Source organism: Streptomyces sp. NPDC034043 (genome assembly GCF_055575675.1).
In genome coordinates, this window is the sequence record NZ_JBVISF010000008.1 from 149,869 (window position 1) to 174,534 (window position 24,666).

Below are 24,666 nucleotides of genomic sequence, written 5' to 3' on the forward strand. Positions count from 1 at the left end.
GGTCTCGCTTCCGTTTGTGTGAGTGGGCGCTTGGGTCGCGTCGGGGTCACCGGCCGCTCCGCAGCGATCGTATTAGGGCCCGGCGGCCGCCGGAAATGAGCCTACGCGTACGTACTCGCCCGTACGTCACTCCAGGGTTTGTCAAGTTGTTCGATCAATACGACGCCAGGTTCACCCATCTGTGGACTCTGCTCCAGGTTTGCCCTTTAGACCTGACGAGGTCCTGGAGACTCGGGTCACTCTCGCAAGGGGACGTGGGGTCCTTTTGCATGATTTCCACAGTGCCTCCCCGGCCCGGCCTTCCGCCACGGGCCGACGTCGAGGGATGCCTGCGGGGGGAAGGCCGAAATGGTCAACAAGAACCGGATGAACAGGGTCGCCGCGGCGATGGCTGCGGCAGCCCTGATGTCCGTGGCAGTACCCGCCGCGACCGCCCGGGCGGCGGTCGTGACACCGCGCATCGACCTGAAGGTGCTCGTCGTCGACGACGGCGGCAGCTCGGTGGGGGCGATCACCGCGCAGCTCAAGGACACCGGGGTCCCCTACACCCGGGTCGATCTGACCAGTGCCGGCCGCCCCGTCATCAACGCGGCGTTCCTCGCCGACACCGTCGACGGCCGGCCCCGGGCCAAGTACCAGGGGGTCGTCCTGCCCAACGAGAACCCCTTCGGCGAGGGCTCCGCCGAGATGGCGGCGCTCACCGCGTACGAGACGGCGTACGGGATCCGCCAGGTCGACGCCTACACCTGGGCCCATCCGGGGGTCGGGCTCGAGTACACGGACAACGGGGGGTACAGCGGGCAGCTCGACGGCACCCAGGCCGCCGTCACCGCGGCCGGCAAGGCGGGCCCCTTCGGCTACCTCGGGGGACAGGTCACCTTCGAGGACAACTCCGCCGTGGTTCCGGAGAGCTTCGGGTTCATGGGCAGGCCCCGCGCCGGCTACACCAGCTACCTCGACGCCCCCGTCGGCGGCGGACGGGCCTCGCTGGTCGGCGAGTACACCCACGACGGCCGCAGCGAACTGGTCGTCACCTTCGGCTACAACCAGCACCAGCGGCAGTTCCGGCTGCTGGCGCGGGGCATCGTCGACTGGCTCACCCAGGGCGTCCACCTCGGTCAGGAGCGCAGCTACTTCGCGGTCCACGTCGACGACGTGTTCGCCCCGGACGCCCGCTGGAGCATGGAGCTCAACTGCACGCCCGGCGACTACGCCTGCGCGGGCGGCGAGGGCAAGGAGAGCACCATCCGGATGACGGCCGCCGACGCCCAGTACGCGGCGCAGTGGCAGACGTCCAAGAACTTCAAGCTGGACATGCTCTTCAACGCGGGCGCCGGCGAGGAGTGGAAGGCCGAGAACGGCGGCACGGACGCGCTGACCGCCCAGCTCGTCGCCGACCGGGCCAAGTACCGCTGGATGAACCACACCTACACGCACCCCTTCCTCGGCTGCGTCCAGGACACCAGCGTCAGCCCCTGGACCTGCACGAAGGACGCCCAGGGCGCCGTCAAGTGGATGAGCCGCGCCGAGATCTCCGCGCAGATCCGCGACAACAACAACTGGGCCCTCGCCAGGGGCATCACCATCGACCGCTCCGAACTCGTCACCGGCGAGCACTCCGGTCTCAAGACCCTCCCGCAGCAGCCGCAGGACAACCCCAACCTGGCCGGCGCCCTCGCCGACAACGGCGTCAAGTGGGCCGGCAGCGACAACTCCCGCGAGCCCGACCAGCGGGCGCTCGGCGCCGCACTCACCGTCCCCCGCCACCCGATGAACGTGTACTACAACACGGGCACCAACGCGGAGATGGCCGACGAGTACAACTGGATCTACACCAGCCGCGCCCACGGCGGCAGCGGCATCTGCGAGGACAACCCGGACACATCCACCTGCCTGCCGGCCCCGCTCGACACCGGCACCGGCTACCTGGAGCACATCGTCCCGGCCGAGGCGCGCACCGCCCTGCGCCACGTACTGGCCAACGACCCGCGTCCGCACTACGTCCACCAGTCCAACCTCGCCGAGGACCGCACCCTGTACCCGGTGCTCAACCAGGTCCTCGACACCTACCGCTCGCTCTACGCGCCCAGCGCGCCGATCGTCAACCAGAGCATGAAGGACACCGGCGTCGAGCTCCGGCGCCGCGCGGCCTGGAACCAGGCGGTCGCCGCGGGCAAGGTGAGCGCCTACAAGATCGGCAAGGACGTGGTGGTGAAGGCGCCGCCGGGCGTCGTCGCCCCGGTCACCGCGCCCAACGGGACGAAGAAGCAGATGCTGCTCGGCACCACCGACTTCGGCACCGCCTACGCCGGAACCCGTTCCGCCTGGACGGCTCCCGAGCCGCTCCAGTCGGCGGTCACGCTCAAGCTCCTCTGACCCGGCTGCACCGGCGGCACGGCTCGTACCGACCGCACCGCCCGCACCACCGGCATGACGCGCACCGCCCGTACCACCCGCACGACTCGTACCGACCGCACCGCCCGTACGACTCGCAGCACACGTAACACCGAGAGCCGGCGCTCCGCGAAGCACCCACGGGCGCCGGCCCCTTTTCCGTCCTGGGGGGACACACCGCATGAGCCATGGGCGCCATGTCACCATGCTCACCGAAGGCACCTACCCGCACGTCCACGGGGGCGTCAGCACCTGGTGCGACCAACTGGTACGCGGCATGCCGGAGGTCGACTTCAACGTCATAGCCCTGACCGGCTCCGGACGCGAGCCGGTCACCTGGGAACTGCCGCGCAACGTCTACCGGCACACCGCCGTCCCGCTCTGGGGCCCGGCGCCCGCCCGGACCCGCCGCTCGGCCCTGCGGGGCAGGGCCCGCCGCCGCTTCACCGAAACCTACGAGAACCTCCTGCTCTCCCTGCTCGACCCCGGGCACGGCGGCTTCTCCGAGGCCCTGGGCGAACTGGCCCGCCTCGCCCGCGCCGGCCGCCTCGCCCCGGCCCTGCGCTCCGAATCGGTACTGCGCCTGCTGATGACCCTATGGACCCGCCCCGGCCTGGTCACCGCCGCCGCCGAACCCACCATCCACGACGCGCTCACCGCCACCGACCTGCTGGAACACGCCCTGCGCCCGCTGTCGGTGCGGATCCCGCCCGACTCCGTCGCCCACGCCGTCAGCAGCGGCCTCGCCACCCTCCCCGCCCTCGCCGCCAAACGACTGGACGGAGTCCCCTTCCTCCTCACCGAGCACGGCATCTACCTGCGCGAGCGCTACCTCGGCTACCGCAGCGCCGCCCAGCGCTGGCCCGTCAAGGCCCTGATGCTGGGCTTCTACCGCGAGCTGAACTCCGAGGGCTACCGGCAGGCCGACCTGATCACCCCGTGCAACCAGTACAACCGCCGCTGGGAGGAACGCGGAGGCGCCGACTCCGAGCGCATCCGCACCGTCTACAACGGCGTCGACCCGCACGCCTTCCCCGAGGCCGGCCCCGAACCGGAGGTGCCCACCCTCAGCTGGTGCGGCCGCATCGACCCGATCAAGGACCTCGAAACCCTGATCCGCGCCTACGCGTTCATGCGCGAGGAGCTGCCCGCCCTGCGCCTGCGCCTCTTCGGCCCGGTCCCGGCCGGCTGCGAGGACTACCGGCTGCGCCTGGAGAAACTCGCCGCCGAACTCGGCGTCGGCGACGGCATCACCTACGAGGGCCGCGTCGACCAGGTCGCCAAGGCCTACGCGGCCGGCTCCGTCGTCATGCTCTCCAGCATCAGCGAGGGCTTCCCCTTCAGCATCATCGAGGCCATGTCCTGCGGCCGCACCACCGTCTCCACCGACGTCGGAGGCGTCCGCGAGGCCGTCGGCGACACCGGACTGGTCGTCCCGCCCCGCGAGCCCGAGACCATGGCCCGCGCCACCCTCGCCCTGCTCCGCGACGACGAACGCCGCGCCGAACTGGGCCGGATGTCCCGCAAGAGGGTCGTCGAGAAGTTCACCCTCCACCAGTCCGTGGACGGCTTCCGGCACATCTACCGCGAGCTCGCGGGCCAGCCCGTGCCGCCCGTCCGCGCGGGCGACGACTGGACCCAGCGGCTCGCCGACCCCTGGTGCAACGACCCCTGGAACAAGGAGCTGGCAGCCGACGGGAGCACCTGGTGAGCGGATCCCTCTGGCTCAAGCCGCCCGGACCGGAAGGCTCCTGGGTCCACGTCGGCCGCCCGGCCCCCGCCGGCCGCACCGACACCCTGCCCGACCTGCCCCGGCCCCGCCCCGGCGGGCCCGGGCTGCCGGCCACCGACCCCATGGACGAACTCGCCCGGCGCATCGACGTGTTCGTCGCCGCCGCCGTCCACCCCGACGAGATCGCCGCCATCCTCGAATCCGACGGGATGACCGACGAGTACATCCGGCTCACCTACGGCCGCCAGGACTCCTTCGCCCTCGCCGAGGAGCTCTACGCCCGCGTCCCCCGCTCCTTCCCCGAGCCCGACCGGCTCCCCGACCCCTGGAAGGTCCCCCTCACCGCCTGCCTGCTGCGCGGGCTGATCTTCGCCCTGCCCGGCCTCGCCTACGTCCTCGGCGCACCGCTGCTGGAAGGGCCGCCCGACCGGCTCGGTCTGCCCGCCGGCACCCTGACCCTGCTCGCCGGAGCCCTCATCGGCTGGGTCTGGGACCAGAGCCTGTCCCACCGCGCCTACTCCTGGCTCGGCCTCGGCGACCGCGCCGCCGCCGGCCGGACCCTCCTCGTCGGAGCCCCCGCCGGGGCGCTGCTCGGCACCGCCGCCGCCTTCGCCGTCCCCGGCGGGCCGCCGTTCTCGTACGCCTTCGCCGCCGGGCAGGCCGCGTACGTCGGCGCCGCCACCGTGCTGCTGGTGCTGGGCCGCGAGCGGGTCCTGCTGGCGGCGCTCGCCCCCATGGCCGCCGGGGCGGTCCTCGCGCTCTCCACCGGCCTGCCCGTACCGGTACGCGTCACCCTGCTCGCGGTGTCCCTGCTGGCCGCGTGCACCCTCGCCCTGCGGGAACTGCCGCTGGCCCGGGGCGTACGGGCCGGCGTGCGCAGGATCCACCGCTGGGCGGAGCGCCGCCCGGGCGAACGCGGCCCCGTGCGCTGGCGGATGCTGCGCGGCGCCGAGGAGGACCACGCCCGCCGCGGGCCCCGCATCGGGGACTCGGTGCCCTACGGGGTCTTCGGCCTCGGCACCGGCCTGCTCGTGCTGTACGCCGCGCTGGGGGAGGTGCTCAGCGGAGGCCCCGCCGAGGCGGTCGCCGCGCCCTCCGCGGTGGCCCTCACCCTCAGCATGGGCCCCGCCGAATGGCTGCTCCACCGCTTCCGCAGCGGCAGCCTCGCCGGGCTGCGGGCGGCCCGCTCGCCCCGGGCGTTCCGGCGCCGCATGCTCCTCACCCTGGCCCGGTGCCTCGCCCTGTACCTGGCGGTGCTGCTCGCCCTGGGCGTCACCGGAACCCTGCTGTGGCCGCACGCCCCCGGCCTGACCGGGCTCCGCGTCGCCACCCTGCTGCTGCTCGGCGCCGTGATGTGGACCGGGCTGCTCCTGCAGTCCTTCGGCGCGGTCCGGCCCGCCGCCGTGGTCTGCGCCGGGGCGGCCTTCGCCCAGAGCCTGGCCCTGCTCGCCGGGACGGGACAGCCCCGCCTGGTCCAGGTCGTGGTCGCGGGCACCGCCGCGGCGGTCCTGGCCGTGCTGGTCTGCCTGCTCCTCGGCCGGGCGACGGCACACCGCTGAGCCCTGTCCATCCGCCCGCCCGTACGAGAAGACGAAGGACCCCATGCTGCTGGTGCCGCTCTACGAGCACCCCGCCGACCGGCCCGAGGACTGGGAGCGGCTCATCCGCTCCGCCGGGCAGCTGCACTCGGTGGTGCTCAACCCCGACAGCGGGCCCGGCGAGGCCCCCGACGAACGGTTCGCCGCCGTCTCCGCCCGGCTCCGGGACGCCGGCGTGCCCGTCCTCGGCTACACCGACACCGACTACGGGAGGCGCCCGCACGCCGCCGTCGTCCGGGACCTGCTGCGCCACCGCGACTGGTACGGGGCCGACGGCGTCTTCCTCGACCAGGCCGCCTCGGACCCGGAATCGCTGCCGCACTACGCGCGGCTCGCCGTCGCGGCGAGGGCGGCGGGGGCCCGTACCCTCGTCCTGAACCACGGCGTCCACCCGCACCCCGGGTACGCCCGGCTCGCCGACCTGCTCGTCACCTTCGAGGGCCCCTGGGACGCCTACCGCGACCCGGCCGCGACCCCGCCGTCGTGGACCGCCGACCACCCCGCCCAGCGGTTCTGCCACCTCGTGTACGCGGTCCCGCCGGACGCGCCCGCCGCGCAGCTCGCGGCCGAGCGCCACGCGGGGGTGCACTGCGCGGTCCCCGGCACCGGAGCGCACCCGTGGGGCACCCTCCCGTACGCCCTGGAGGCCGCCGGATGAAGCGCTTCGGCACCGCCCTGGCCGCGGCCTGCACGGCCGGTCTGCTGCTGCTCACCGCCTGCACCGCCGAACCGGACGACGACCAGGGCCCCGACCCCTGGCCATCCCAGGCGCCCGGCGAGCGCTGGCAGCCCCGCCCCGGCACGCCCTGGCAGTGGCAGCTCAGCGGCGAGCTGGACACGTCGGTGGACGTGCCGGTGTACGACGTCGACGGGTTCAACACCACCAAGGAGCAGGTGGCGGCCCTGAAGGCCGAAGGCCGCCGCACCATTTGCTACATCTCCGCCGGAGCCTGGGAGGACTTCCGCCCGGACAAGGACGACTTCCCGGAATCGACGCTCGGCAAGGGCAACGGCTGGAAGGGCGAGCGCTGGCTCGACATCCGCCGCACCGCCGACCTGGAACCGCTGATGGCCAAGCGCTTCGACATGTGCCGCGACAAGGGCTTCGACGCCGTGGAACCCGACAACATGGACGCCTACCGCAACGACTCCGGCTTTCCCGTCACCGCCGGGGACCAACTGGAGTTCAACCGCCTCATCGCGCGGCTCGCCCACGACCGGGGCCTGGCGGTCGGCCTCAAGAACGACCTCGACCAGATCCCGGAGCTCGTCGGCGTCTACGACTTCGCGGTCAACGAACAGTGCGCCCAGTACGACGAGTGCGAGGAACTGACCCCCTTCATCGAAGCGGGCAAGGCCGTCTTCCACGCGGAGTACGAGCTCCCCACCTCCCGCTTCTGCAAACAGTCCCGCCGCCTGAAGCTCAGCTCCGTACAGAAGAAGTACGAACTGGGCCCATGGCGCAAGTCGTGCTGACGGGCCGACTCACGCGCGTCGGTCCCGCCACCAACTGCGGACAACCTGCGCGACCAGAGCGAACGCGACGGCAACGGCGATGACCCGAACGGTGTGCCAGGCACTCAGGACCACCGCGCTCTGCCCGCGAGCCTCCGCGTCCAGTCGCATGGAAGTCTCGTAGAACGCGACGACCGGAATGAGAAGCCGAAAGAAGAGGCCGCCAAGCCCCGGAGTCCGCGCCACGTTTCCAAGGAACCCGACAGGCGCCCCGAACACGAACGCCAGTGTTCCCCACACCATGATGCTGGAGAGCGACCCTCCACCGGAGGCGCCGACCTCCATCCCCTCGGGATCGGCGATGCTGAGATCCTTGAACAGGTAGTAGACGGTCACTCCGATGGCCAGTCCGAAAGACGCGAGCAGGGCCGACTCGATTTTGGACCGGCGGGAGTAGCCCACCAGGAACGCGTAACAGGCCCACGACCACCCGCCGGAGAAGACGGCGTTCACGACCAGACTTACGGGGTTGTCCCACTTCTCGGAAACAGGCCCCAGCAGGCCGAGCACCAAACCGGCCGCGAGCGGCCCTGCCAGGGACATGGGGCGAGCGACCTCAAGGCTTGCGATGTGTCTTCTCCGTTCGTTCCGCACCCAAGCCGGCGCGACCCCGGTCCGTTGGTGTCCCCGGGGTCGATGTTCCTCGCCACCGGTCATGGAGCCGGGCGCCTCAGGACCTACATCTTCTGGCAGGTCACCTTTGCTCCGTGGTACGGGAAGGTGACGGTGTTGCCCTTCCAGCCAACGCTCCACGGCGACAGCTTCTTGCCACTGCCTTCACCGAACTCCATGCCCATCAGGTCCTTCGTCTCCCCGGGCACACCGCTCACGTGGTACGGGCCGTCGTCACCCTTTACCTCCAGCTTGCCTCCGGAAAGCTGCCACGTCCCGGAGCTGCCCTTGCCCCCGCCCTTGCTCACCTGGTACGTCCCGTCCCCAACGGTCACCGTCGCGGACATCCCGCGGGCACCGGCGGTGATCGTGCAGTCCCAGGTACCCTTCGCGGCTTCCTCCAGGGACTTCTCCCCGGCACAGGCCGCCACCAGGAGCGCCACGGGAACCCCCGCCACCGCGACGGATGCCTTCTTCATCCAACGCTTCATCGCCCAGCTCCCCCAAGTCTTCGATTTCTTTGGCGAGCTGGACCCTACCTGAACTTGATCATGGAAAGGAGCGTCCCGGTCATGGGCCGGTGGCTCAGCCCCAGACGGCCGTCGGACGCCTAACCGGAAGGACGATGGGACTGACGGGAAGCCCCCAAACCAGCCCTGAGACCGTCCAAGGGGGTACGGACAGTCGACCCGCGCCGCACCCCCGCCCCCCGCCCCCTCACACCGGCAGGGTCGCGTGGACGCGGAAGCCGCCGCCGTAGCGGGGGCCCGCGTCGCAGGAGCCGCCCAGGGCGCCGGCGCGTTCGCGCATGCCGAGCAGGCCGTGGCCGCCGCCCGGGTCGCTCTGCCGGGGCGCCGAGTCCGCCGAGTCGCCCCCGTCGTCCAGTACCGTCACCTCCACCGAGTTCCCGACCTGCACCACGCTGACCTCGGCCCGTGCGCCCGGGCCCGCGTGTTTGCGTACGTTGGTCAGCGCCTCCTGGATCACCCGGTACGCCGCCAGGTCCGCCGCCGCCGGCAGTGGCGCGGTGCCGGTTCCGAGCTGGACGGTCGCCGTCACCGGCAGCCCCGCGTGCCGGAAGGTGTCCAGCAGTTCGTCCAGTACGGCCAGCCCCGGCGCGGGTTCCGTCGGCGCCTCCGGGTCGCCGGACTGCCGCAGCAGCCCGACGGTGGCGCGGAGCTCGTTCAGCGCCGAGCGGCTGGCGTCGCGTACGTGGGCCAGGGCTTCCTTCGCCTGGTCGGGCCGCTTGTCCATGACGTGCGCGGCCACCCCCGCCTGGACGTTGACCAGGGCGATGTGGTGGGCCACCACGTCGTGCAGGTCCCGGGCGATCCGCAGCCGTTCCTCGGCGACCCGCCGCCGGGCCTCCTCCTCACGGGTCCGCTCGGCCCGTTCGGCCCGCTCCCGGATGGCGTCGACGAAGGCCCGCCTGCTGCGCACCGCGTCCCCGGCGGCCGCGGCCATCCCGGTCCAGGCGAAGATCCCGATGTTCTCCTGGGCGTACCAGGGCATCGGCCCGGCCAGCATCGCCACCGCGGTGAGGCCGGTCATCGTCAGCAGCCCGATCCGCCAGGTGGTGGGCCGGTCGGTGAGCGCGGCGACCGTGTACAGGGCGATCACCGCGCTCATGGCGACGGGTGCCCGGGGGTCACCGCTGACCAGCTCCAGCAGCGACAGTCCGCAGGTGACGGCCAGTACCGTACGCGGCCGTCGGCGCCGCAGCACGAGGGCGCCCGCGCCGAGGAGCATCAGCAGCAGGGAGAACGGCTCGGGCGTGCGGGTGCCGAAGGTGGGCCCGTGCGGCCCGTGCGGGTCGGCGAAGGAGCCGACGACCATGGAGACCAGCGCCCCGAAGGCGAGCAGGCCGTCGGTGGCGAGCGGATACGCCCGCATCCACTGCCGGGTGGGGGCGAGGGGTCCGAGGTCTGTCGTCACCCGGACACGGTACGGGTTCGTACCAGAGCCGTGCGGGTCCAGGGGGAGTGGGCGACGAGGGCGGCGACGGCGGTCAGGAGGTGTTCTGCACGATCTGGAAGACGGAGGTCCGCGGCGGGGGCCCACTCGCGGCGGGCGAACCGCCGGACCTCCGTCTTCCGCGACGTCAACGAATCGTCTCCAGGTGTTTGCGGTGCAGCCACTTGGGCAGACCGGGTGCCTCCAGGAAGCCCTCGGCCCGGCCCGCCGCGATACCGATCCGCAGGAGGTCCGAACTCTTCTCGAAGAGCATGAACCTCGGCTCCCAGATCGGGCGGTACTTCGCGTTGGCCCGGTAGAGGGACTCGATCTGCCACCAGCGGGAGAAGAAGCTCAGCAGCGAGCGCCACATGCGCAGTACCGGACCCGCGCCGAGCCGGGACCCCCGCTCGAAGACGGAACGGAACATCGCGAAGTTGAGCGAGACCTGTGCGACGCCGATCTCCTTCGAGCGTTCCAGCAGCTCGATGACCATGAACTCCATCAGGCCGTTCTCGGAGTCCCGGTCACGGCGCATCAGGTCCAGGGACAAGCCCTTGGGGCCCCACGGCACGAAGGACAGCACGGCGCGCAGGTCGCCGTTGCCGTCGGTGCACTCCAGCATCACGCACTGGCCGTCGTCCGGGTCGCCCAGCCGGCCGAGCGCCATGGAGAAGCCGCGTTCGGTCGCGCCGTCGCGCCAGTCGTCGGCCCGCTCCAGGAGCACGGCCATCTCATCGGCCGGGATGTCGGCGTGGCGGCGGATGCGGACGGTGTAGCCGGCCCGCTTGACCCGGTTGTAGGCCTGGCGGACGGTGCGCATGGCGCGGCCCTCCAGCGTGAACTCGTCGGTCTCCACGATGGCCTCGTCGCCCAGTTCCAGGGCGTCCAGGCCGTGCCGGGCGTAGATCTGCCCGGCTTCCTCGCTGGCGCCCATCACGGCCGGCACCCAGCCGTGCTCGCGGGCCTCGGCCAGCCACGGCTCGATCGCGCCGGGCCAGGCCTCGGGGTCGCCGATGGGGTCGCCGGAGGCCAGCGAGACCCCGCCGACGACGCGGTAGGTGACGGCGGCCTTGCCGGTCGGGGACCAGATCACGGACTTCTCGCGGCGCAGGGCGAAGTAGCCGAGCGAGTCGCGGTCGCCCTGCTTGGCGAGCAGTGCCCGCAGCCGCTCCTCGTCCTCGGGGGTGAGGGGGTCGACGGCGCGCCGCGAGCGGAAGGCCGCGAACAGCACGGCGAGCAGCAGCAGCATCGACATCACGTTGATGAAGACGTCCACCCAGGCGGGCGTGGTGATCGCGCGGTAGGCCTTGTCGTCGGGCGCCAGCGTGATCAGCCGCATCACGCCGTACCGCCAGCGCGCGAGGAAGGTGGCGTCGGCCCGTTCGGCGTCGGTGTTGGTGGCGCCGACCAGCAGGGCGGCGATCAACGAGGTGACCAGCAGGCCGACGGCGGCCACGGCGGTGGCGAGCTTCGGGTTGGAGCGGTCGCCCTTCGCGTAGAACTCGTGGCGGCCCAGCAGCAGGGCGACGACGAAGGCCGCGGTGAGGGCGAGCGACACCCAGTTCTGCGCGTGCTGGCGGAACTCCGGGTAGCACATGTTCAGTTCGCCGCCCGTGCAGGGCGCGAAGGCGGCGACCGCGAAGGCCAGCAGCAGCATCCCGCTGACCACCAGGTTCAGGATCCACGCGGCCCGCTTGCGGCGGCCCATGGTGACCGCGAGCAGCAGGGAGAACAGGCCGGAGGCGAAGCCGGCCGTCAGCAGGTACGGGGTGTAGAAATCGGCGGTGTTGTGCCGGCGCAGGTCCTGGCCGAGCGAGAGCCACACCGCGCTGAGGAAGTTCACGAAGGTGACGGCCCGCAGGTACCAGACCGCGAAGGCGGCACCGCGCCGCGACCCGGGAGTGCCCCTGCGGCTCTCCGGCTTCGCGGCCGTTTCCCCTCCTTGCTCCTTCTTGTTGTTGGAACCCTTGCCGGAAGCCTGAAGCGGGCTCCGGTCGGTTTCTGCGCTGGTCAAGCGGACCTCTCCCATGAAAAGCGATGATATGGGGCGTCACCGGTCCGCAGTGCAGTGCGAGCACTGCGGACTGGTCAGGCCGCCCGTAGTGCCCGGTGTCTCAGTCCGTCGGCTGTTCCGCAGCGGCCCTCTCCGGGAGTTCCGCCGCGAGCGCGGCGGCCGCCTGGACCAGGGGGAGCGCCAGCAGCGCCCCGGTTCCTTCCCCTACTGTGACGCCGTGGTCGAGCACCGGGTTGAGTGCCATCCGGTCCAGGGCCTTCGCCTGGCCCGGCTCCCCGCTGGACTGTCCGGCCAGCCACCAGTCGGGGGCGCGGAAGGCGGCCCGCTGGGCCACCAGCCCGCAGGCCGCCGAGACGACCCCGTCGAGGATGACCGGCGTACGCCGCACCGCGCTCTGGAGCAGGAAGCCGGTGATCGCGGCGACGTCCGCGCCGCCCACCGCGGCCAGCAGCGCCAGCTGGTCGCCGAGCACCGGGCGGGCCCGGCGCAGGGAGTCGCGGATGGCGGCGCACTTGCGCATCCAGGCGAGGTCGTCGATCGGCAGGCCGCCGCGTCCGGTGACCACGGACGCGTCCGTCCCGCAGAGCGCGGCCACCAGGGTGGCCGCCACCGTCGTCCCGCCCACGCTCAGGTCGCCGAGGACGACGAGGTCCGTACCGGAGTCGGCCTCCTCGTCGGCGATCTGGATGCCGAGGCGCAGCGCGTCCTCGGCCTCCTCGGCCGTCAGCGCGTCCTCGACGTCGATGCGGCCGCTGCCGCGCCGTACGCGGTGCCGTACCACGTCCTCGGGCAGCAGCCCGGGGTCGCAGTCCAGGCCCGCGTCCACGACGCGCACGCCCGCGCCGAACCGGCCGGCCAGCACGGACACCGGGCTGGTGCCGTCGAGGACCGCGCGCACCAGCTCGTGGGCGCTGCCCGCGGGCCGGGCGGAGACGCCCCGGGCGGCGATCCCGTGGTCGGCGGCGAACAGGACGACGCGCGGCCGCTCGATCGGCCTGACCGGTACCCGCCCCTGCGCGGCGGCCAGCCATTCCGCGAGCTCGTCGAGCCGGCCCAGGGCACCGGGCGGCACGGCCAGCCGCTCACGGCGCTCCTCGGCGTCACGCCGGACGCCCCCGTCGGGGCGTTCGATCAGATCGGAGAAGTCGTCGAGATTCAGCGTGGTCATCTGCCAGAGATTACAGCGGTCCAGACCCTCCCTCGGGGGGTGTACCGGCTCCGCTTCACCCCGGTTGTTCCTTGAGGACGAGGGCCTGCCCCGCGACCACCAGCAGGACGTGTTCGCACTCGCCCGCCACCGCGCTGTTGAGGCGGCCCAGCTCGTCGCGGAACCGCCGCCCCGACGCGGTCGCCGGGACCACTCCGGCCCCCACCTCGTTGCTCACCAGCACCACCGGCCGGCGGCTCGCGCGGAGGGCCGCCACGAGCTCGTCGGCCCGCGCGCGCAGCCGCTTGCGGCCCTCGGCGGCCCACACCGCGTCGTCCCACGCCCCGGCCCGGTCCATGGCGTCGGTGAGCCACAGCGCGAGGCAGTCGATCAGCAGGGGCGGGCCGGCCTGCTCCAGCAGCGGTACGAGTTCGCAGGTCTCCACCGTCCGCCAGGTGGCCGGGCGCCGTTCCCGGTGCAGGCCGACCCGCTGGGCCCACTCGGCGTCGCCGTCGCGGGTGCCGCCGGTGGCGACGTAGAGCACCTCGGGGAACGCGGCCAGCCGCCGTTCCGCCTCGAGGGACTTGCCGGAGCGGGCCCCGCCCAGCACCAGGGTGCGGCGCGGCACGTCCGGTACCGCGCGGTACTCCCCGGCCACCACCGTGGTGCCGTCCGGCACGGCGCGGGCCCCGGCCGCCGCGCACCGGCGCTCCAGCTCGGGGCCGGGCGGGGTGTCGTGGTCCAGGTGCACGGCGATCACGTCGGTGGCCGGGCCCACGGCGCCGTTCGCGCGCAGCCGGGCCAGGGCCTCCGGCCGGCCGAGCACGTCCGCGAGGACCACGTCGTACGGGCGGCGCGCGGCTCGCGCGTCGGTGCCGGCCGGGGCCCCGCCCGGCGGGAGGTACAGCAGCCGGCCGCCGTCGGGGCCCGTGACCTCGTACCCGGTGCCCGGCGCGTCCATCGGCACCGCCCGCACCCGGTGCCCGCTGATCACCGCGAGCTCCCGTCCGTCCGGGACCCGCCCGGCGGCGGGCAGCCCGGGCGGCAGCTCCACGGCCGGCCCGTCGTGCGGGTGCGTCAGCAGCACCTGCCGTACGCCGGCCAGGGAATGCCCCGCGCGGGCACCGGCCAGCACCGCCCCGGGGATCAGGTCGAGCAGGAGCGCCCCGTCCACGAGGACGGAGGTCGCGCCGCGGGCCCGGGTGCCCACGGAGACCGCGCAGGCGGCGCAGGGACAGCCGGGGCGGGGCAGTCCTTCAGGGGTACCGGTGCCGAGCAGAGTGAGTTCCACACAGAGATCCTCCCGCGTCGCCGGTAGTGGTGCGCGCCCGGCTACTCTGCGGGCACACTCAAGGCGAGAAGCGTGAGATCGCGGACGAGCAACGGAGGCGGACATGGCGTGGACGTGGCGGTTCGAGGCGGCCGACGGCAGCGAGGTGGCCCCGGCGGTGGAGCCGGAGGAGTTCACCACGCAGGGGGACGCGGAGTCCTGGATCGGGGAGGTCTGGAAGGAGCTCCTGGACGGCGGGGCGGAACGGGTGACCCTGTTCGAGGACGGTACGGAGATCTACCCGATGAGCCTGCGGGCGGCCACCGAGGCCTGAGCTCCGGCCGGGCCCGCCTCGAAGAACGCCGGAACCCCGGGTGATGCCCGGGGTTCCGGCGTCCTCCTGGCGCACGTACGGGCGCGCCGACGCGGAAGAGACGGCCTAGCCCCGGACGCCGCACAGGTGCAGCAGCGCGGCGACCGCGCGGTACGGGTCGGTGCGGCCGGCCCGCTCCTCGGCGGCCAGCAGGCGTTCGAGTTCGTCGTCCGGCGGGAGCTCCGCGGCGGCCTCGGTGCCGTCGGTGAAGACGCGCACCCCGTACCAGGTGTGCAGCGGCGCGCCGATCCCCGACAGCGTGGCCGTGAGGTCGGCCAGCCGGTCGGCCCGTACCCGCAGGCCCAGCCGGTTCGTGTAGTCGACGGTGTCGAAGGCGGCCAGCGCCCCCGGCCAGTCGCCCGACAGTCCGGGCCGCAGGGCGAGCGCGTCGCCGTTGCGCACCAGCAGGGACAGCAGGCCGCCGGGGGCCAGCATCCGGGCCAGTCCGGCGAGCATCGGGTCGGGTTCCGACACGTACATCAGCACCCCGTGGCACAGCACCACGTCGAAGCTGCCCGGCTCGAAGTGCGCGCCGGTCTCCCGGCCGTCGCCCTCCACCAGCTCGACCCGGTCGCGGATCCCGGCGGGTTCCGCGGCCAGCGCCGCGTGCGCGACGGCCAGCATGGCGGCGTCCTGCTCCAGGCCGGTGACGCGGTGTCCCGCCCGGGCCAGGCGCAGCGCCTGGGTGCCCTGGCCCATGCCGACGTCGAGGACCCGCAGCCGCTGCCCCACCGGGAAGCGGTGCGTGATCTGTTCCTCGACCTGCCGGCCGACGAGTTCCTGGCGGACGGCGTTGCGCAGTCCGCCCAGGCCCTCCAGCCACAGCCGGGCTCCTTCGGAGAAGCCCTCCCCCGACGATGCCCCCGGTGCTCCGGGCGCCGCTCCGGTCAGGGCCGCTCTCCGCGCTTGACCTGCGGCTTGGGCAGGCGCAGGCGACGCATCTGGAGGGTGCGCATCAGGCCGTAGGCGACGGCGCCGCGGCGCGGCTCGTCCGGGAAGCGCTCGCCCAGCGCCTTGCGCAGCCGGAGCCACAGGCCGATGGAGTCGAGCACGATCAGGACGATCACGCCGAGCCACAGCATCAGCGCGATGTTCTGGATGGACGGGACCCGGATCATGCTCAGGACGAGGATGATCACGGCCAGCGGCAGGAACATCTCGGCGACCGAGAAACGGGAGTCCACGAAGTCGCGGACGAACCGGCGCACCGGCCCCTTGTCCCGGACGGGCAGGTAGCGCTCGTCGCCGTTGGCCAGCGCCTCGCGCTGCCTGACCATCTCTTCCCGGCGGCGTTCGCGGGCTCGCTTGGCGTCCTCCTTGCGGTTGCCGGTCGAGGCCACCACGGCCTTGCGCTGCGACTGGGCCACAGCACGCTTCGGCGTAGGGCGGCCCTTCGGGGCCTGCGGGTCACGGGGCTGCGAAGGTCCGGCGCTCACCTTGTCGGTGGCGGAGGCCTTCTCTTCCTTGGAGGAGCGGCTACCAAACACAAAACCCAAGGGTACGTGGTCGGGGCCATCGTCCCCACCCCGTCGGGGAACGATCCGGCAACGGCGGGCGTCTACCGAGTGCGCACCTCTTGCGGTCCCGGGTGCCGGATCTCGGGGATCACCTACTCCTCACGCCTGACACGGCGGCGGGGGTACTCGTCCTGGAGGAGGAGCGCATCCGTACTCGAACAGTGCGGTAATGGAGACAGGGCCCGTACTGTGGGTCTTGTCGGTGACCTGGAGCACAGTCCGTCTAGAAGGGGGCGCGCGAAGCCCATGAGCGGTGTCATGAAGCGTATGGGGATGATCTTCCGCGCGAAGGCGAACAAGGCCCTGGACCGGGCCGAGGACCCGCGCGAGACCCTCGACTACTCGTACCAGAAGCAGCTGGAGCTGCTCCAGAAGGTGCGCCGCGGCGTCGCCGACGTGGCGACCTCCCGCAAGCGGCTGGAACTGCAGCTGAACCAGCTCCAGAGCCAGTCCGCCAAGCTGGAGGACCAGGGCCGCAAGGCCCTCGCCCTGGGCCGCGAGGACCTGGCCCGCGAGGCCCTGTCCCGCCGCGCCTCCCTCCAGCAGCAGGTCAGCGACCTGGAGGTGCAGCACCAGACCCTCCAGGGCGAGGAGGAGAAGCTGACGCTGGCCTCGCAGCGCCTCCAGGCCAAGGTGGACGCCTTCCGTACGAAGAAGGAGACCATCAAGGCCACCTACACGGCCGCCCAGGCGCAGACCCGCATCGCGGAGTCCTTCTCCGGCATCTCGGAGGAGATGAGCGACGTCGGTCTGGCCATCCAGCGGGCCGAGGACAAGACCGCGCAGCTCCAGGCCCGCGCCGGCGCGATCGACGAGCTGCTGGCCTCCGGCGCCCTGGACGACCAGAGCGGCCTCGGCTCCAAGGACGACATCCAGGCCGAGCTGGACCGCCTCTCCGGCGGCAGCGACGTCGAGCTGGAGCTCCAGCGGATGAAGGCCGAGCTGGCCGGCGGCCCGTCCGCCCAGCAGCAGGCCATCGAGGGCGGCGCCCCGGGCACCGCGCAGCCGCAGCAGGGCCAGCACCGGTTCGACAAGCAGTAGGACAGGGGCCCGTCATGATTGTCCGCATCATGGGGGAGGGCCAGGTCAGCCTGGCCGACAGTCACCTCGCCGAGCTGAACAAGCTGGACGACGAGCTCCTCGAGGAGATGGAGGGCGGCGACGAGGAGGGGTTCCGGCGCACGCTGGGCGCGCTGCTCGACGCCGTCCGGCACCTCGGCAGCCCGCTGCCCGACGAGGCGCTGGAGCCCTCCGAGCTGATCCTGCCGGCACCCGACGCCACGCTCGACGAGGTGCGGCAGATGCTCAGCGACGACGGCCTCATCCCGGGCTGAGCCGCCCCCGGACGCACCGGCCCCGCGCGGGGCCCGCCCCCGTACAGGGGCGGGCCCCGCGCGTCACCGCCGTTCCGGGGGGCGGGGGTCGGCGGGGTGCTTCTCCGGGTCGGAGAGCCCGCTGATGAAGTTCTCGAACTTGCGCCGGGGCCGCGCCCAGCGCCGGTCGTGGTGGTAGGCCCGCAGCTCCGCCCTGGCCCGCGCCCGCGGGCGCTTCGCGTAGAAGCGCTTGGCGTACGGGGAACCGGGCCGGGCCAGGCGCACCGCTCCGATCAGCGCCACGAAGGGGATGACCAGCCCGAATATCGCGGTGCGCGGCTTCCCCTTCCAGAGGGCGATCAGGGCGAGGAAGAAGTTGGTGGCGGTGTTCATGACGACGAGCCCGCGGCTGTGCCGTTCCTCCGGCGACAGTTCGTTGACCCCGAAGGGCAGGAAGCCGCCCAGCACCAGCGCCACCACCGCGGCCGTCAGCACCACGATCTCCACGCTCTTGCGGCCCTGTTCGCTCCAGTAGACGTCGTCCAGGTGCAGGATCAGCGCGAACTCGTCCAGCACCAGGCCCGCCCCCAGCCCGAAGAGCACCGCCGACAGGCCCGCCCCGAAGCTGTGCCCGCCGCTGCCGACCGCGCCGAACCCGCCGATGATCACCAACACCACGCCGGGCACCACGTGGTGGACGTGCAGCCCGCCCGGGGTGATGTTCTTGAAGGGGCCCCGGCCGGCCCGGATCAGCCTCGTGATCACCCGGGTGACCAGGAACGACAGCACGAAGGACAGCAGGGCCAGCAGCAGCGGGAGCTTGCCCGGCTCGATGATGTTGCGTTCCCACCAGTGACCCACGACACCAGCTCCCGGTATGGCACGTAATGAGCAATTTACCGGTCACCGTATGCCGGTAGCGTTCGAGCCGATGACAGACTCGACCGATGATCCACTGCCCCCGCCGCCGCAGGAACGCGCCTCCCTGTCCGACGGGCTCCGCTTCGCCCTCGGCACGCTGACCGTCCTGCCCGCGCGCGTCACCCGCTGGGACCGGCCCGCCGCCCGCACCGGCATGGCCTGCGCCCCGCTCGCCGGCCTCGCCGTCGGCCTGCTCGCCGCCGTGCCCGGCACGCTCCTGCTGCTCCTCGGCGGCGGCCCGTTGCTCGCCGCGGCCGTCACCGTCGCCGTACCGGCGGCGCTGACCCGGGGGCTCCACCTGGACGGCCTGGCCGACACGGCCGACGGGCTGGGCAGCGCCAAGCCCGCCGAGGACGCCCTGCGGATCATGAAGCAGTCCGACATCGGCCCCTTCGGGGTCATCTCCCTGCTCGTCGTCTTCCTGGTCCAGGTGGCCGCCCTGGCCAACGCGTACGCCGACAGCTGGATCCGGGGCGCGCTGGCCGCCGTACTCGCCGCCGTCGCCGCCCGCCTCGCGATGACCCTGGCCTCCCGCGGGGGAGTCCCCGCCGCGCGCCCCGAGGGGCTCGGCGCGGCGGTCGCCGGCGTGGTCCCGCACCGGACGGCCGCCGGGGTGGCCGCCGCCGTCGTGGTGGCCGCCGCCCTCGCCGCCCTCCCGGCGGGCCCGCCGGCCGCCGCCCAGCACGCGGCGGCCGTCCTCGCGGCCCTGCTCGCCGCCGAACTCCTGCTGCGCCGCTGCGTCAGCCGCTTCGGCGGGGTCACCGGGGACGTCTTCGGCGCCCTGTGCGAAGTCGCCGCGACCACCGCCCTGGTGGCCCTCGCCCTCGGCTGACCCCTCCTGCGGCCCACCTCGCCGGCCGGGCGACCGCGGCCGGCGCCTACCCTGACGCCATGACAGACCCCGCCGACGCCGGCCCCGCCCGCATCCGAGTCCTGCTCGCCGACGACCAGGCACTGCTGCGCAGCGCGTTCAGGGTGCTCGTCGACTCCGAGCCCGACATGGAGGTCGTCGGGGAGGCCTCGGACGGAGCCCAGGCCTACGCCCTCGCCCGGGAACACCGGGCCGACGTGGTCCTCATGGACATCCGGATGCCCGGCACCGACGGGCTCGCCGCCACCCGCATGATCAGCGCCGACCCGGAGCTGTCGGACGTCCGCGTGGTCATGCTGACCACCTTCGAGGTGGACGAGTACGTGGCCGCGGCCCTGCGCGCCGGAGCCTCCGGCTTCCTCGGCAAGGGCGCCGAGCCCGAGGAACTCCTCAACGCCATCCGGGTCGCCGCCGCGGGTGAGGCGTTGCTCTCCCCGGCCGCCACCAGAGGGCTCATCGCCAGTTTCCTCGCCCAGGGCGGTCACTCCGACGCCCCCGCCGCCGGATCCGCCCACGCGGAACGGCTCGCCGCGCTGACCGGACGCGAGCGCGAGGTCCTCGTACTGGTCGCCGGCGGTCTGTCCAACGACGGCATCGCCGCCCGGCTGGAGGTCAGCCCGCTGACGGTGAAGACCCACGTCAACCGGGCCATGGCCAAGCTCGGGGCGCGCGACCGGGCGCAATTGGTGGTCATCGCGTACGAATCGGGACTGGTCCGGCCGCGCGCCGACTGACCCCCGGCCGACGGCGGCAGGGCGGCCTACTGCGGACGCGGTATGCCGCACATGAGGACGGCACCTGGGAGCGACGCGGCGGCGTCCCCCGGTGCGAAAGGCTGAGGGCCCCTCGCGAACGACACAGCAGAGAGATCCCATCCATGTCCTGGCTGTCCCGCTTCAGCCTGGCCCAGAGAGCGCTGGTCGGCCTCGTGTCGATCGTGGCCCTCCTCTTCGGCGCCATAGCCATCCCGCAGCTCAAGCAGCAGCTGCTGCCCTCCATCGAACTGCCGATGGTCTCCGTGCTCGCGCCGTACCAGGGCGCCTCCCCCGACGTGGTCGAGAAGCAGGTCGTCGAGCCGATCGAGAACACCCTCAAGGGCGTCGACGGCATCACCGGCATCACCTCGACCGCCAGCGAGGGCAACGCCCTCATCCGCGCCACCTTCGACTACGGCGACAGCGGCACCGAGCAGCTCGTCGCCGACGTCCAGCAGGCCGTCAACCGGGCCCGCGTCCGGCTGCCCGCCGAGGTGGACCCGCAGGTCGTGGCCGGCTCCACCGACGACATCCCGACCGTCGTCCTCGCCGTCACCTCCGACAAGGACCAGCAGGCGCTGGCCGACCAGCTGAACCGTTCCGTCGTCCCCGTCCTGGAGGACATCGACGGCGTCGGCCAGGTCAGCGTGGACGGCGTCCGCGACCTCCAGGTCACCATCACCCCCGACAACGCCAAGCTGGCCGCCGCCGGCCTCGACGGTGCCGCGCTCGCCGAAGGCCTCAGGGCGGGCGGTACGACCGTCCCCGCCGGCTCCTTCGACGAGGGGGGCGAGAACCGCACCGTCCGCGTCGGCTCCGGCTACACCTCGCTCGCCCAGCTGGAAGAGCTCCGGCTGCCCGCGAGGCCCGGCGGGCCGGCCGTCCGCCTCGACGACGTGGCCGCCGTCAAGCAGGAGCCGGCCCGCGCCGACTCCATCACCCGCACCAACGGCAAGCCCAGCCTCGCCCTCGTCCTCACCATGGACAAGGACGGCAGCGCCGTCGCCATCTCCGAAGCCGTCAAGGACGAGCTGCCCGGGCTGCGCTCCACGCTCGGCTCCGGCGCGGAGCTGACCGTCGTCAGCGACCAGGGCCCGGCCGTCGCCCGCTCCATCTCGGGCCTGACCACCGAGGGCCTGCTCGGCCTCGTCTTCGCCGTCATCGTGATCCTGGTCTTCCTGGCCTCGATCCGCTCGACGCTGGTCACCGCGGTCTCCATCCCGCTGTCCGTGGTCCTCGCCCTGATCGTGCTGTGGACGCGCGACCTGTCCCTCAACATGCTGACGCTGGGCGCCCTCACCATCGCCATCGGCCGGGTCGTCGACGACTCGATCGTGGTCCTGGAGAACATCAAGCGCCACCTCGGCTACGGCGAGGAGCGCGAGGCCGCGATCACCACCGCCGTCAAGGAGGTGGCCGGCGCGGTCACCTCCTCCACGCTCACCACCGTCGCCGTCTTCCTGCCGATCGGCCTCGTCGGCGGCATGATCGGCGAGCTCTTCGGCTCCTTCTCGCTCACCGTGACCGCCGCCCTGCTGGCCTCGCTGCTGGTGTCCCTGACGGTCGTCCCGGTGCTGTCGTACTGGTTCCTGCGCGGTCCGAAGGGGGTCACGCCGCAGAACGCCGAGAGCGCCGCGAAGGCCCGCCGCGAGGCCGAGGAGAAGGAGGCGAACAGCCGCCTCCAGCGCCTCTACGTACGGGTCCTGGGCTTCGCCACCCGCCGCAGGCTGACGAGCGTGGCGATCGCCGCCGTCGTCCTCGTCGCCACGTTCGGGATGACCCCGCTGCTGAAGACCAACTTCTTCGACCAGGGTGACCAGGACGTCCTGACGGTGAAGCAGCAGCTGCCCGCCGGCACCTCGCTGGCCGCGTCCGACGAGGCGAGCCGCAAGGTGGAGAAGGCCCTGGAGTCCGTCGAGGGCGTCAAGGACCACCAGGTCACCGTCGGCTCCTCCGGCTTCCTCGCCGCCTTCGGCGGCGGCACGGGCACCAACCAGGCCTCCTTCCAGGTCACCCTGGACGACGCGGGCCGCTCCGACGCCGTCAAGCAGCGGATCCAGGACGCGCTCGGCAAGCTCGAGGGCATCGGCGACACCTCCGTCTCGGCGGGCGGCGGCTTCGGCGGCCAGAACCTGAGCGTGGTCGTCAAGGCCGGTGACGCGGGCGTGCTCGCGAAGGCCGCCGAACAGGTCCGGGCCGGGGTGGCCACCCTCGACGACGTCACCGACGTCCAGAGCGACCTGGCCCAGTCGGTGCCCCGGATCTCGGTCACCGCCACCCCGAAGACCGCCGAGGCGGGCCTGAACCAGGCCGCCCTGGGCGCGCTCGTCGCACAGGCCGTCCGCGGCAACCCGGTGGGCAAGGCCGTACTGGACAACACCGAACGGGACGTCGTCGTGCGCTCCGCGCAGCCGGCCACCACCCTGGCCGAGCTCCAGGCCCTGCCGGTCGGCCCGGCCAGGCTCGGCGACATCGCCGAGGTGAAGGTCGTCCCCGGCCCGGTCGCGATGACCCGGATCGACGGCGCCCGCGCCGCCACCATCACCGCCAAGCCGGTCGGCGACAACACGGGCGCGGTCAGCGCCGCCCTCCAGAGCAAGCTGAAGGCCCTCGACCTGCCCGAGGGGGCCACGGCGTCCATCGGCGGCGTCTCCGAGGACCAGGACGAGGCCTTCGCCTCGCTGGGCCTGGCCATGTTCGCCGCCATCGCGATCGTGTTCATGCTGCTGGTCGCGACCTTCCGCTCGCTGGTCCAGCCGCTGATCCTGCTCGTCTCCATCCCCTTCGCGGCCACCGGAGCGCTGGGCCTGCTCATCGTCACCGGCACCCCGATGGGCGTCCCCGCGATGATCGGCATGCTGATGCTCATCGGCATCGTCGTGACCAACGCGATCGTCCTGATCGACCTGGTCAACCAGTACCGGGCGCGGGGCCTGGGCGTCGTCGAAGCGGTCGTCGAGGGCGGCCGGCACCGGCTGCGCCCGATCCTGATGACGGCCCTGGCGACGATCTTCGCCCTGCTGCCCATGGCGCTGGGCGTCACCGGCGAGGGCGGCTTCATCTCGCAGCCGCTCGCGGTGGTCGTGATCGGCGGCCTGGTCAGCTCGACCCTGCTGACCCTGCTCCTGGTGCCGACCCTCTACACGATGGTGGAACTCCGCAAGGAGCGCCGCCGCGCGATGAAGCGAGCCCGCCTGACGGTGGTCCCCTCACCCACGCCCGAAACCCCGGCCAAGACCTGACCCCGGCCGCACCGCGGGGCCCCCTGCCGCCGTACGGTCACGGCGGCGGGGGGCCTCCGTGGGGCGGGGGAAGAAACGCCGAGGGCGCCCGGCAGGTGCCGGGCGCCCTCGGGACGCGTACGGGCCACCGCTACGGGAGCGCCAGCATCCGCTCCAGCGCGAGCTTCGCGAAGCTCTCCGTCTCCTTGTCGACCTGGATCTGGTTGACCAGGTTGCCCTCGGCCAGGGACTCCAGGGTCCACACCAGGTGCGGCAGGTCGATGCGGTTCATCGTCGAGCAGAAGCAGACCGTCTTGTCCAGGAAGACGACCTCCTTGCCCTCCGGAGCGAAACGGTTCGCCAGACGGCGGACCAGGTTCAGCTCGGTGCCGATGGCCCACTTGGAGCCGGCCGGGGCCGCCTCCAGCTTCTTGATGATGTACTCCGTCGAACCGACGTAGTCGGCGGCGGCGACGACCTCGTGCTTGCACTCGGGGTGGACCAGGACGTTCACGCCCGGGATGCGCTCGCGCACGTCGTTCACCGAGTCCACCGAGAACCGGCCGTGGACCGAGCAGTGGCCGCGCCACAGGATCATCTTGGCGTCGCGCAGCTGCTCGGCGGTCAGGCCGCCGTTCGGCTTGTGCGGGTTGTAGAGCACGCAGTCGTCCAGCGACATGCCCATGTCGCGGACCGCGGTGTTGCGGCCCAGGTGCTGGTCCGGGAGGAAGAGCACCTTCTCGCCCTGCTCGAAGGCCCACTCCAGGGCCTTCTTCGCGTTGGACGAGGTGCAGATCGTGCCGCCGTGCTTGCCGGTGAAGGCCTTGATGTCGGCGGAGGAGTTCATGTACGAGACGGGGACCGTCGTGCCGGCGATACCGGCCTCGGTCAGCACGTCCCAGCACTCCGCGACCTGCTCGGCGGTGGCCATGTCGGCCATCGAGCAGCCGGCCGCGAGGTCCGGCAGGACGACCTTCTGGTCGTCCGAGGTCAGGATGTCCGCGGACTCGGCCATGAAGTGCACGCCGCAGAAGACGATGTACTCGGCCTCCGGCTTGGCGGCCGCGTCCTTGGCCAGCTTGAAGGAGTCGCCGGTGACGTCGGCGAACTCGATCACCTCGTCGCGCTGGTAGTGGTGGCCGAGGATGAAGACCTTGTCGCCCAGCTTCTCCTTGGCGGCGCGGGCCCGGGCCACCAGGTCCGGGTCGGACGGCGAGGGGAGGTCGCCGGGGCACTCCACTCCCCGCTCGCTCTTGGGGTCGGCCTCACGGCCGAGCAGCAGCAGGGCAAGGGGCGTCGGCTGGACGTCCAAAGGCTGGGCGGTGGTCACGACACGCACCCTTTCTGTTCTGCGACAAGGATTTCTGGGACTGTGGGGGGCTTGGTACGCCACTTCTCGTCTATTTGACGCTATCTATCATAACTGCTTCACGTCACTTTGACGATGCCGATAGTGT

At 72.5% G+C, this 24,666-nt stretch carries 21 protein-coding genes; 11 read left to right on the forward strand and 10 right to left on the reverse strand.

Going from position 1 to position 24,666, the window contains the following annotated elements; translation table 11 throughout:
* Nucleotides 1-348: 348 nt before the first annotated feature.
* The 5 genes from ACZ51S_RS20805 (at nucleotide 349) to ACZ51S_RS20825 (ending at nucleotide 7,200) form a co-directional block, all read left to right on the forward strand.
* A complete protein-coding gene (locus ACZ51S_RS20805; protein ID WP_468961662.1) occupies nucleotides 349-2,376 on the forward strand; it encodes a hypothetical protein in 2,028 nt (675 codons plus the stop codon).
* Nucleotides 2,377-2,575: 199 nt separating this feature from the next.
* Complete coding sequence (gene pelF, locus ACZ51S_RS20810; RefSeq protein WP_468477236.1) at nucleotides 2,576-4,105, forward strand: GT4 family glycosyltransferase PelF; 1,530 nt, start codon at nucleotides 2,576-2,578, stop codon at nucleotides 4,103-4,105.
* Nucleotides 4,102-5,685 (forward strand): hypothetical protein, encoded by a 1,584-nt coding sequence (locus ACZ51S_RS20815; RefSeq protein WP_468477235.1) that lies wholly within the window; start codon nucleotides 4,102-4,104, stop codon nucleotides 5,683-5,685. Before pelF ends, ACZ51S_RS20815 begins: the two co-directional genes overlap by 4 nt.
* A gap of 43 nt (nucleotides 5,686-5,728) precedes the next feature.
* Complete coding sequence (locus tag ACZ51S_RS20820; RefSeq protein ID WP_468477234.1) at nucleotides 5,729-6,382, forward strand: spherulation-specific family 4 protein; 654 nt, start codon at nucleotides 5,729-5,731, stop codon at nucleotides 6,380-6,382.
* A complete protein-coding gene (locus ACZ51S_RS20825) occupies nucleotides 6,379-7,200 on the forward strand; it encodes an endo alpha-1,4 polygalactosaminidase (RefSeq protein WP_468477233.1) in 822 nt (273 codons plus the stop codon). The genes ACZ51S_RS20820 and ACZ51S_RS20825 overlap by 4 nt, the downstream gene beginning before the upstream one ends.
* A gap of 9 nt (nucleotides 7,201-7,209) precedes the next feature.
* Here ACZ51S_RS20825 and ACZ51S_RS20830 read toward each other — a convergent pair whose 3' ends face one another.
* The 6 genes from ACZ51S_RS20830 to ACZ51S_RS20855 all read right to left on the reverse strand — a co-directional run bounded on the left by ACZ51S_RS20830 (nucleotide 7,210) and on the right by ACZ51S_RS20855 (nucleotide 14,259).
* Nucleotides 7,210-7,782, reverse strand: coding sequence for a hypothetical protein (locus ACZ51S_RS20830; protein ID WP_468477232.1), 573 nt, complete (start codon nucleotides 7,780-7,782; stop codon nucleotides 7,210-7,212).
* A gap of 134 nt (nucleotides 7,783-7,916) precedes the next feature.
* On the reverse strand, nucleotides 7,917-8,330 hold the full coding sequence (locus ACZ51S_RS20835; protein WP_468477231.1) for a hypothetical protein: 414 nt from the start codon (nucleotides 8,328-8,330) through the stop codon (nucleotides 7,917-7,919).
* A gap of 238 nt (nucleotides 8,331-8,568) precedes the next feature.
* A complete protein-coding gene (locus tag ACZ51S_RS20840; RefSeq protein WP_468477274.1) occupies nucleotides 8,569-9,744 on the reverse strand; it encodes a sensor histidine kinase in 1,176 nt (391 codons plus the stop codon).
* A 208-nt stretch (nucleotides 9,745-9,952) separates the two neighbouring features.
* Complete coding sequence (locus ACZ51S_RS20845) at nucleotides 9,953-11,836, reverse strand: phosphatidylglycerol lysyltransferase domain-containing protein (RefSeq protein WP_388935678.1); 1,884 nt, start codon at nucleotides 11,834-11,836, stop codon at nucleotides 9,953-9,955.
* 85 nt (nucleotides 11,837-11,921) lie between these two features.
* The gene (cobT, locus tag ACZ51S_RS20850) at nucleotides 11,922-12,989 is read right to left on the reverse strand and encodes a nicotinate-nucleotide--dimethylbenzimidazole phosphoribosyltransferase (RefSeq protein WP_388935675.1); all 1,068 of its coding nucleotides are present in this window, start codon (nucleotides 12,987-12,989) and stop codon (nucleotides 11,922-11,924) included.
* Nucleotides 12,990-13,044: 55 nt separating this feature from the next.
* On the reverse strand, nucleotides 13,045-14,259 hold the full coding sequence (locus ACZ51S_RS20855) for a bifunctional adenosylcobinamide kinase/adenosylcobinamide-phosphate guanylyltransferase (protein ID WP_468477230.1): 1,215 nt from the start codon (nucleotides 14,257-14,259) through the stop codon (nucleotides 13,045-13,047).
* A gap of 103 nt (nucleotides 14,260-14,362) precedes the next feature.
* On the opposite strand from ACZ51S_RS20855, the gene ACZ51S_RS20860 reads away from it, so the two are divergent.
* Nucleotides 14,363-14,572: a hypothetical protein gene (locus tag ACZ51S_RS20860; protein WP_388935669.1), complete on the forward strand. Its 210-nt coding sequence runs from the start codon at nucleotides 14,363-14,365 to the stop codon at nucleotides 14,570-14,572.
* A 105-nt stretch (nucleotides 14,573-14,677) separates the two neighbouring features.
* Here ACZ51S_RS20860 and ACZ51S_RS20865 read toward each other — a convergent pair whose 3' ends face one another.
* Nucleotides 14,678-15,436 carry a methyltransferase domain-containing protein gene (locus tag ACZ51S_RS20865; protein ID WP_468477273.1) on the reverse strand — a complete coding sequence of 253 codons (759 nt, stop codon included), beginning with the start codon at nucleotides 15,434-15,436 and terminating at the stop codon, nucleotides 14,678-14,680.
* A 62-nt stretch (nucleotides 15,437-15,498) separates the two neighbouring features.
* Entirely contained in the window at nucleotides 15,499-16,107 is a 609-nt protein-coding gene (locus tag ACZ51S_RS20870; protein WP_388935665.1) for a DUF3043 domain-containing protein, read from the reverse strand.
* A gap of 267 nt (nucleotides 16,108-16,374) precedes the next feature.
* Here ACZ51S_RS20870 and ACZ51S_RS20875 point away from each other — a divergent pair, with 267 nt between their 5' ends.
* The gene (locus ACZ51S_RS20875; RefSeq protein ID WP_388935662.1) at nucleotides 16,375-17,169 is read left to right on the forward strand and encodes a PspA/IM30 family protein; all 795 of its coding nucleotides are present in this window, start codon (nucleotides 16,375-16,377) and stop codon (nucleotides 17,167-17,169) included.
* A gap of 14 nt (nucleotides 17,170-17,183) precedes the next feature.
* Nucleotides 17,184-17,462, forward strand: coding sequence for a PspA-associated protein PspAA (gene pspAA, locus ACZ51S_RS20880; RefSeq protein ID WP_468477229.1), 279 nt, complete (start codon nucleotides 17,184-17,186; stop codon nucleotides 17,460-17,462).
* A 63-nt stretch (nucleotides 17,463-17,525) separates the two neighbouring features.
* On the opposite strand, the gene ACZ51S_RS20885 is transcribed toward pspAA, so the two are convergent.
* Entirely contained in the window at nucleotides 17,526-18,302 is a 777-nt protein-coding gene (locus ACZ51S_RS20885; RefSeq protein ID WP_468477228.1) for a hypothetical protein, read from the reverse strand.
* A gap of 70 nt (nucleotides 18,303-18,372) precedes the next feature.
* Here ACZ51S_RS20885 and cobS point away from each other — a divergent pair, with 70 nt between their 5' ends.
* The 3 genes from cobS (at nucleotide 18,373) to ACZ51S_RS20900 (ending at nucleotide 23,230) form a co-directional block, all read left to right on the forward strand.
* A complete protein-coding gene (gene cobS, locus ACZ51S_RS20890; RefSeq protein ID WP_468802181.1) occupies nucleotides 18,373-19,194 on the forward strand; it encodes an adenosylcobinamide-GDP ribazoletransferase in 822 nt (273 codons plus the stop codon).
* 59 nt (nucleotides 19,195-19,253) lie between these two features.
* Nucleotides 19,254-19,967, forward strand: a complete 714-nt coding sequence (locus ACZ51S_RS20895) for a response regulator (protein ID WP_388935650.1) — start codon at nucleotides 19,254-19,256, stop codon at nucleotides 19,965-19,967.
* A 143-nt stretch (nucleotides 19,968-20,110) separates the two neighbouring features.
* On the forward strand, nucleotides 20,111-23,230 hold the full coding sequence (locus ACZ51S_RS20900) for an efflux RND transporter permease subunit (RefSeq protein WP_468961666.1): 3,120 nt from the start codon (nucleotides 20,111-20,113) through the stop codon (nucleotides 23,228-23,230).
* Between the two features lie 130 nt (nucleotides 23,231-23,360).
* On the opposite strand, the gene nadA is transcribed toward ACZ51S_RS20900, so the two are convergent.
* The gene (nadA, locus tag ACZ51S_RS20905; protein ID WP_388935647.1) at nucleotides 23,361-24,539 is read right to left on the reverse strand and encodes a quinolinate synthase NadA; all 1,179 of its coding nucleotides are present in this window, start codon (nucleotides 24,537-24,539) and stop codon (nucleotides 23,361-23,363) included.
* Nucleotides 24,540-24,666: the final 127 nt, after the last annotated feature.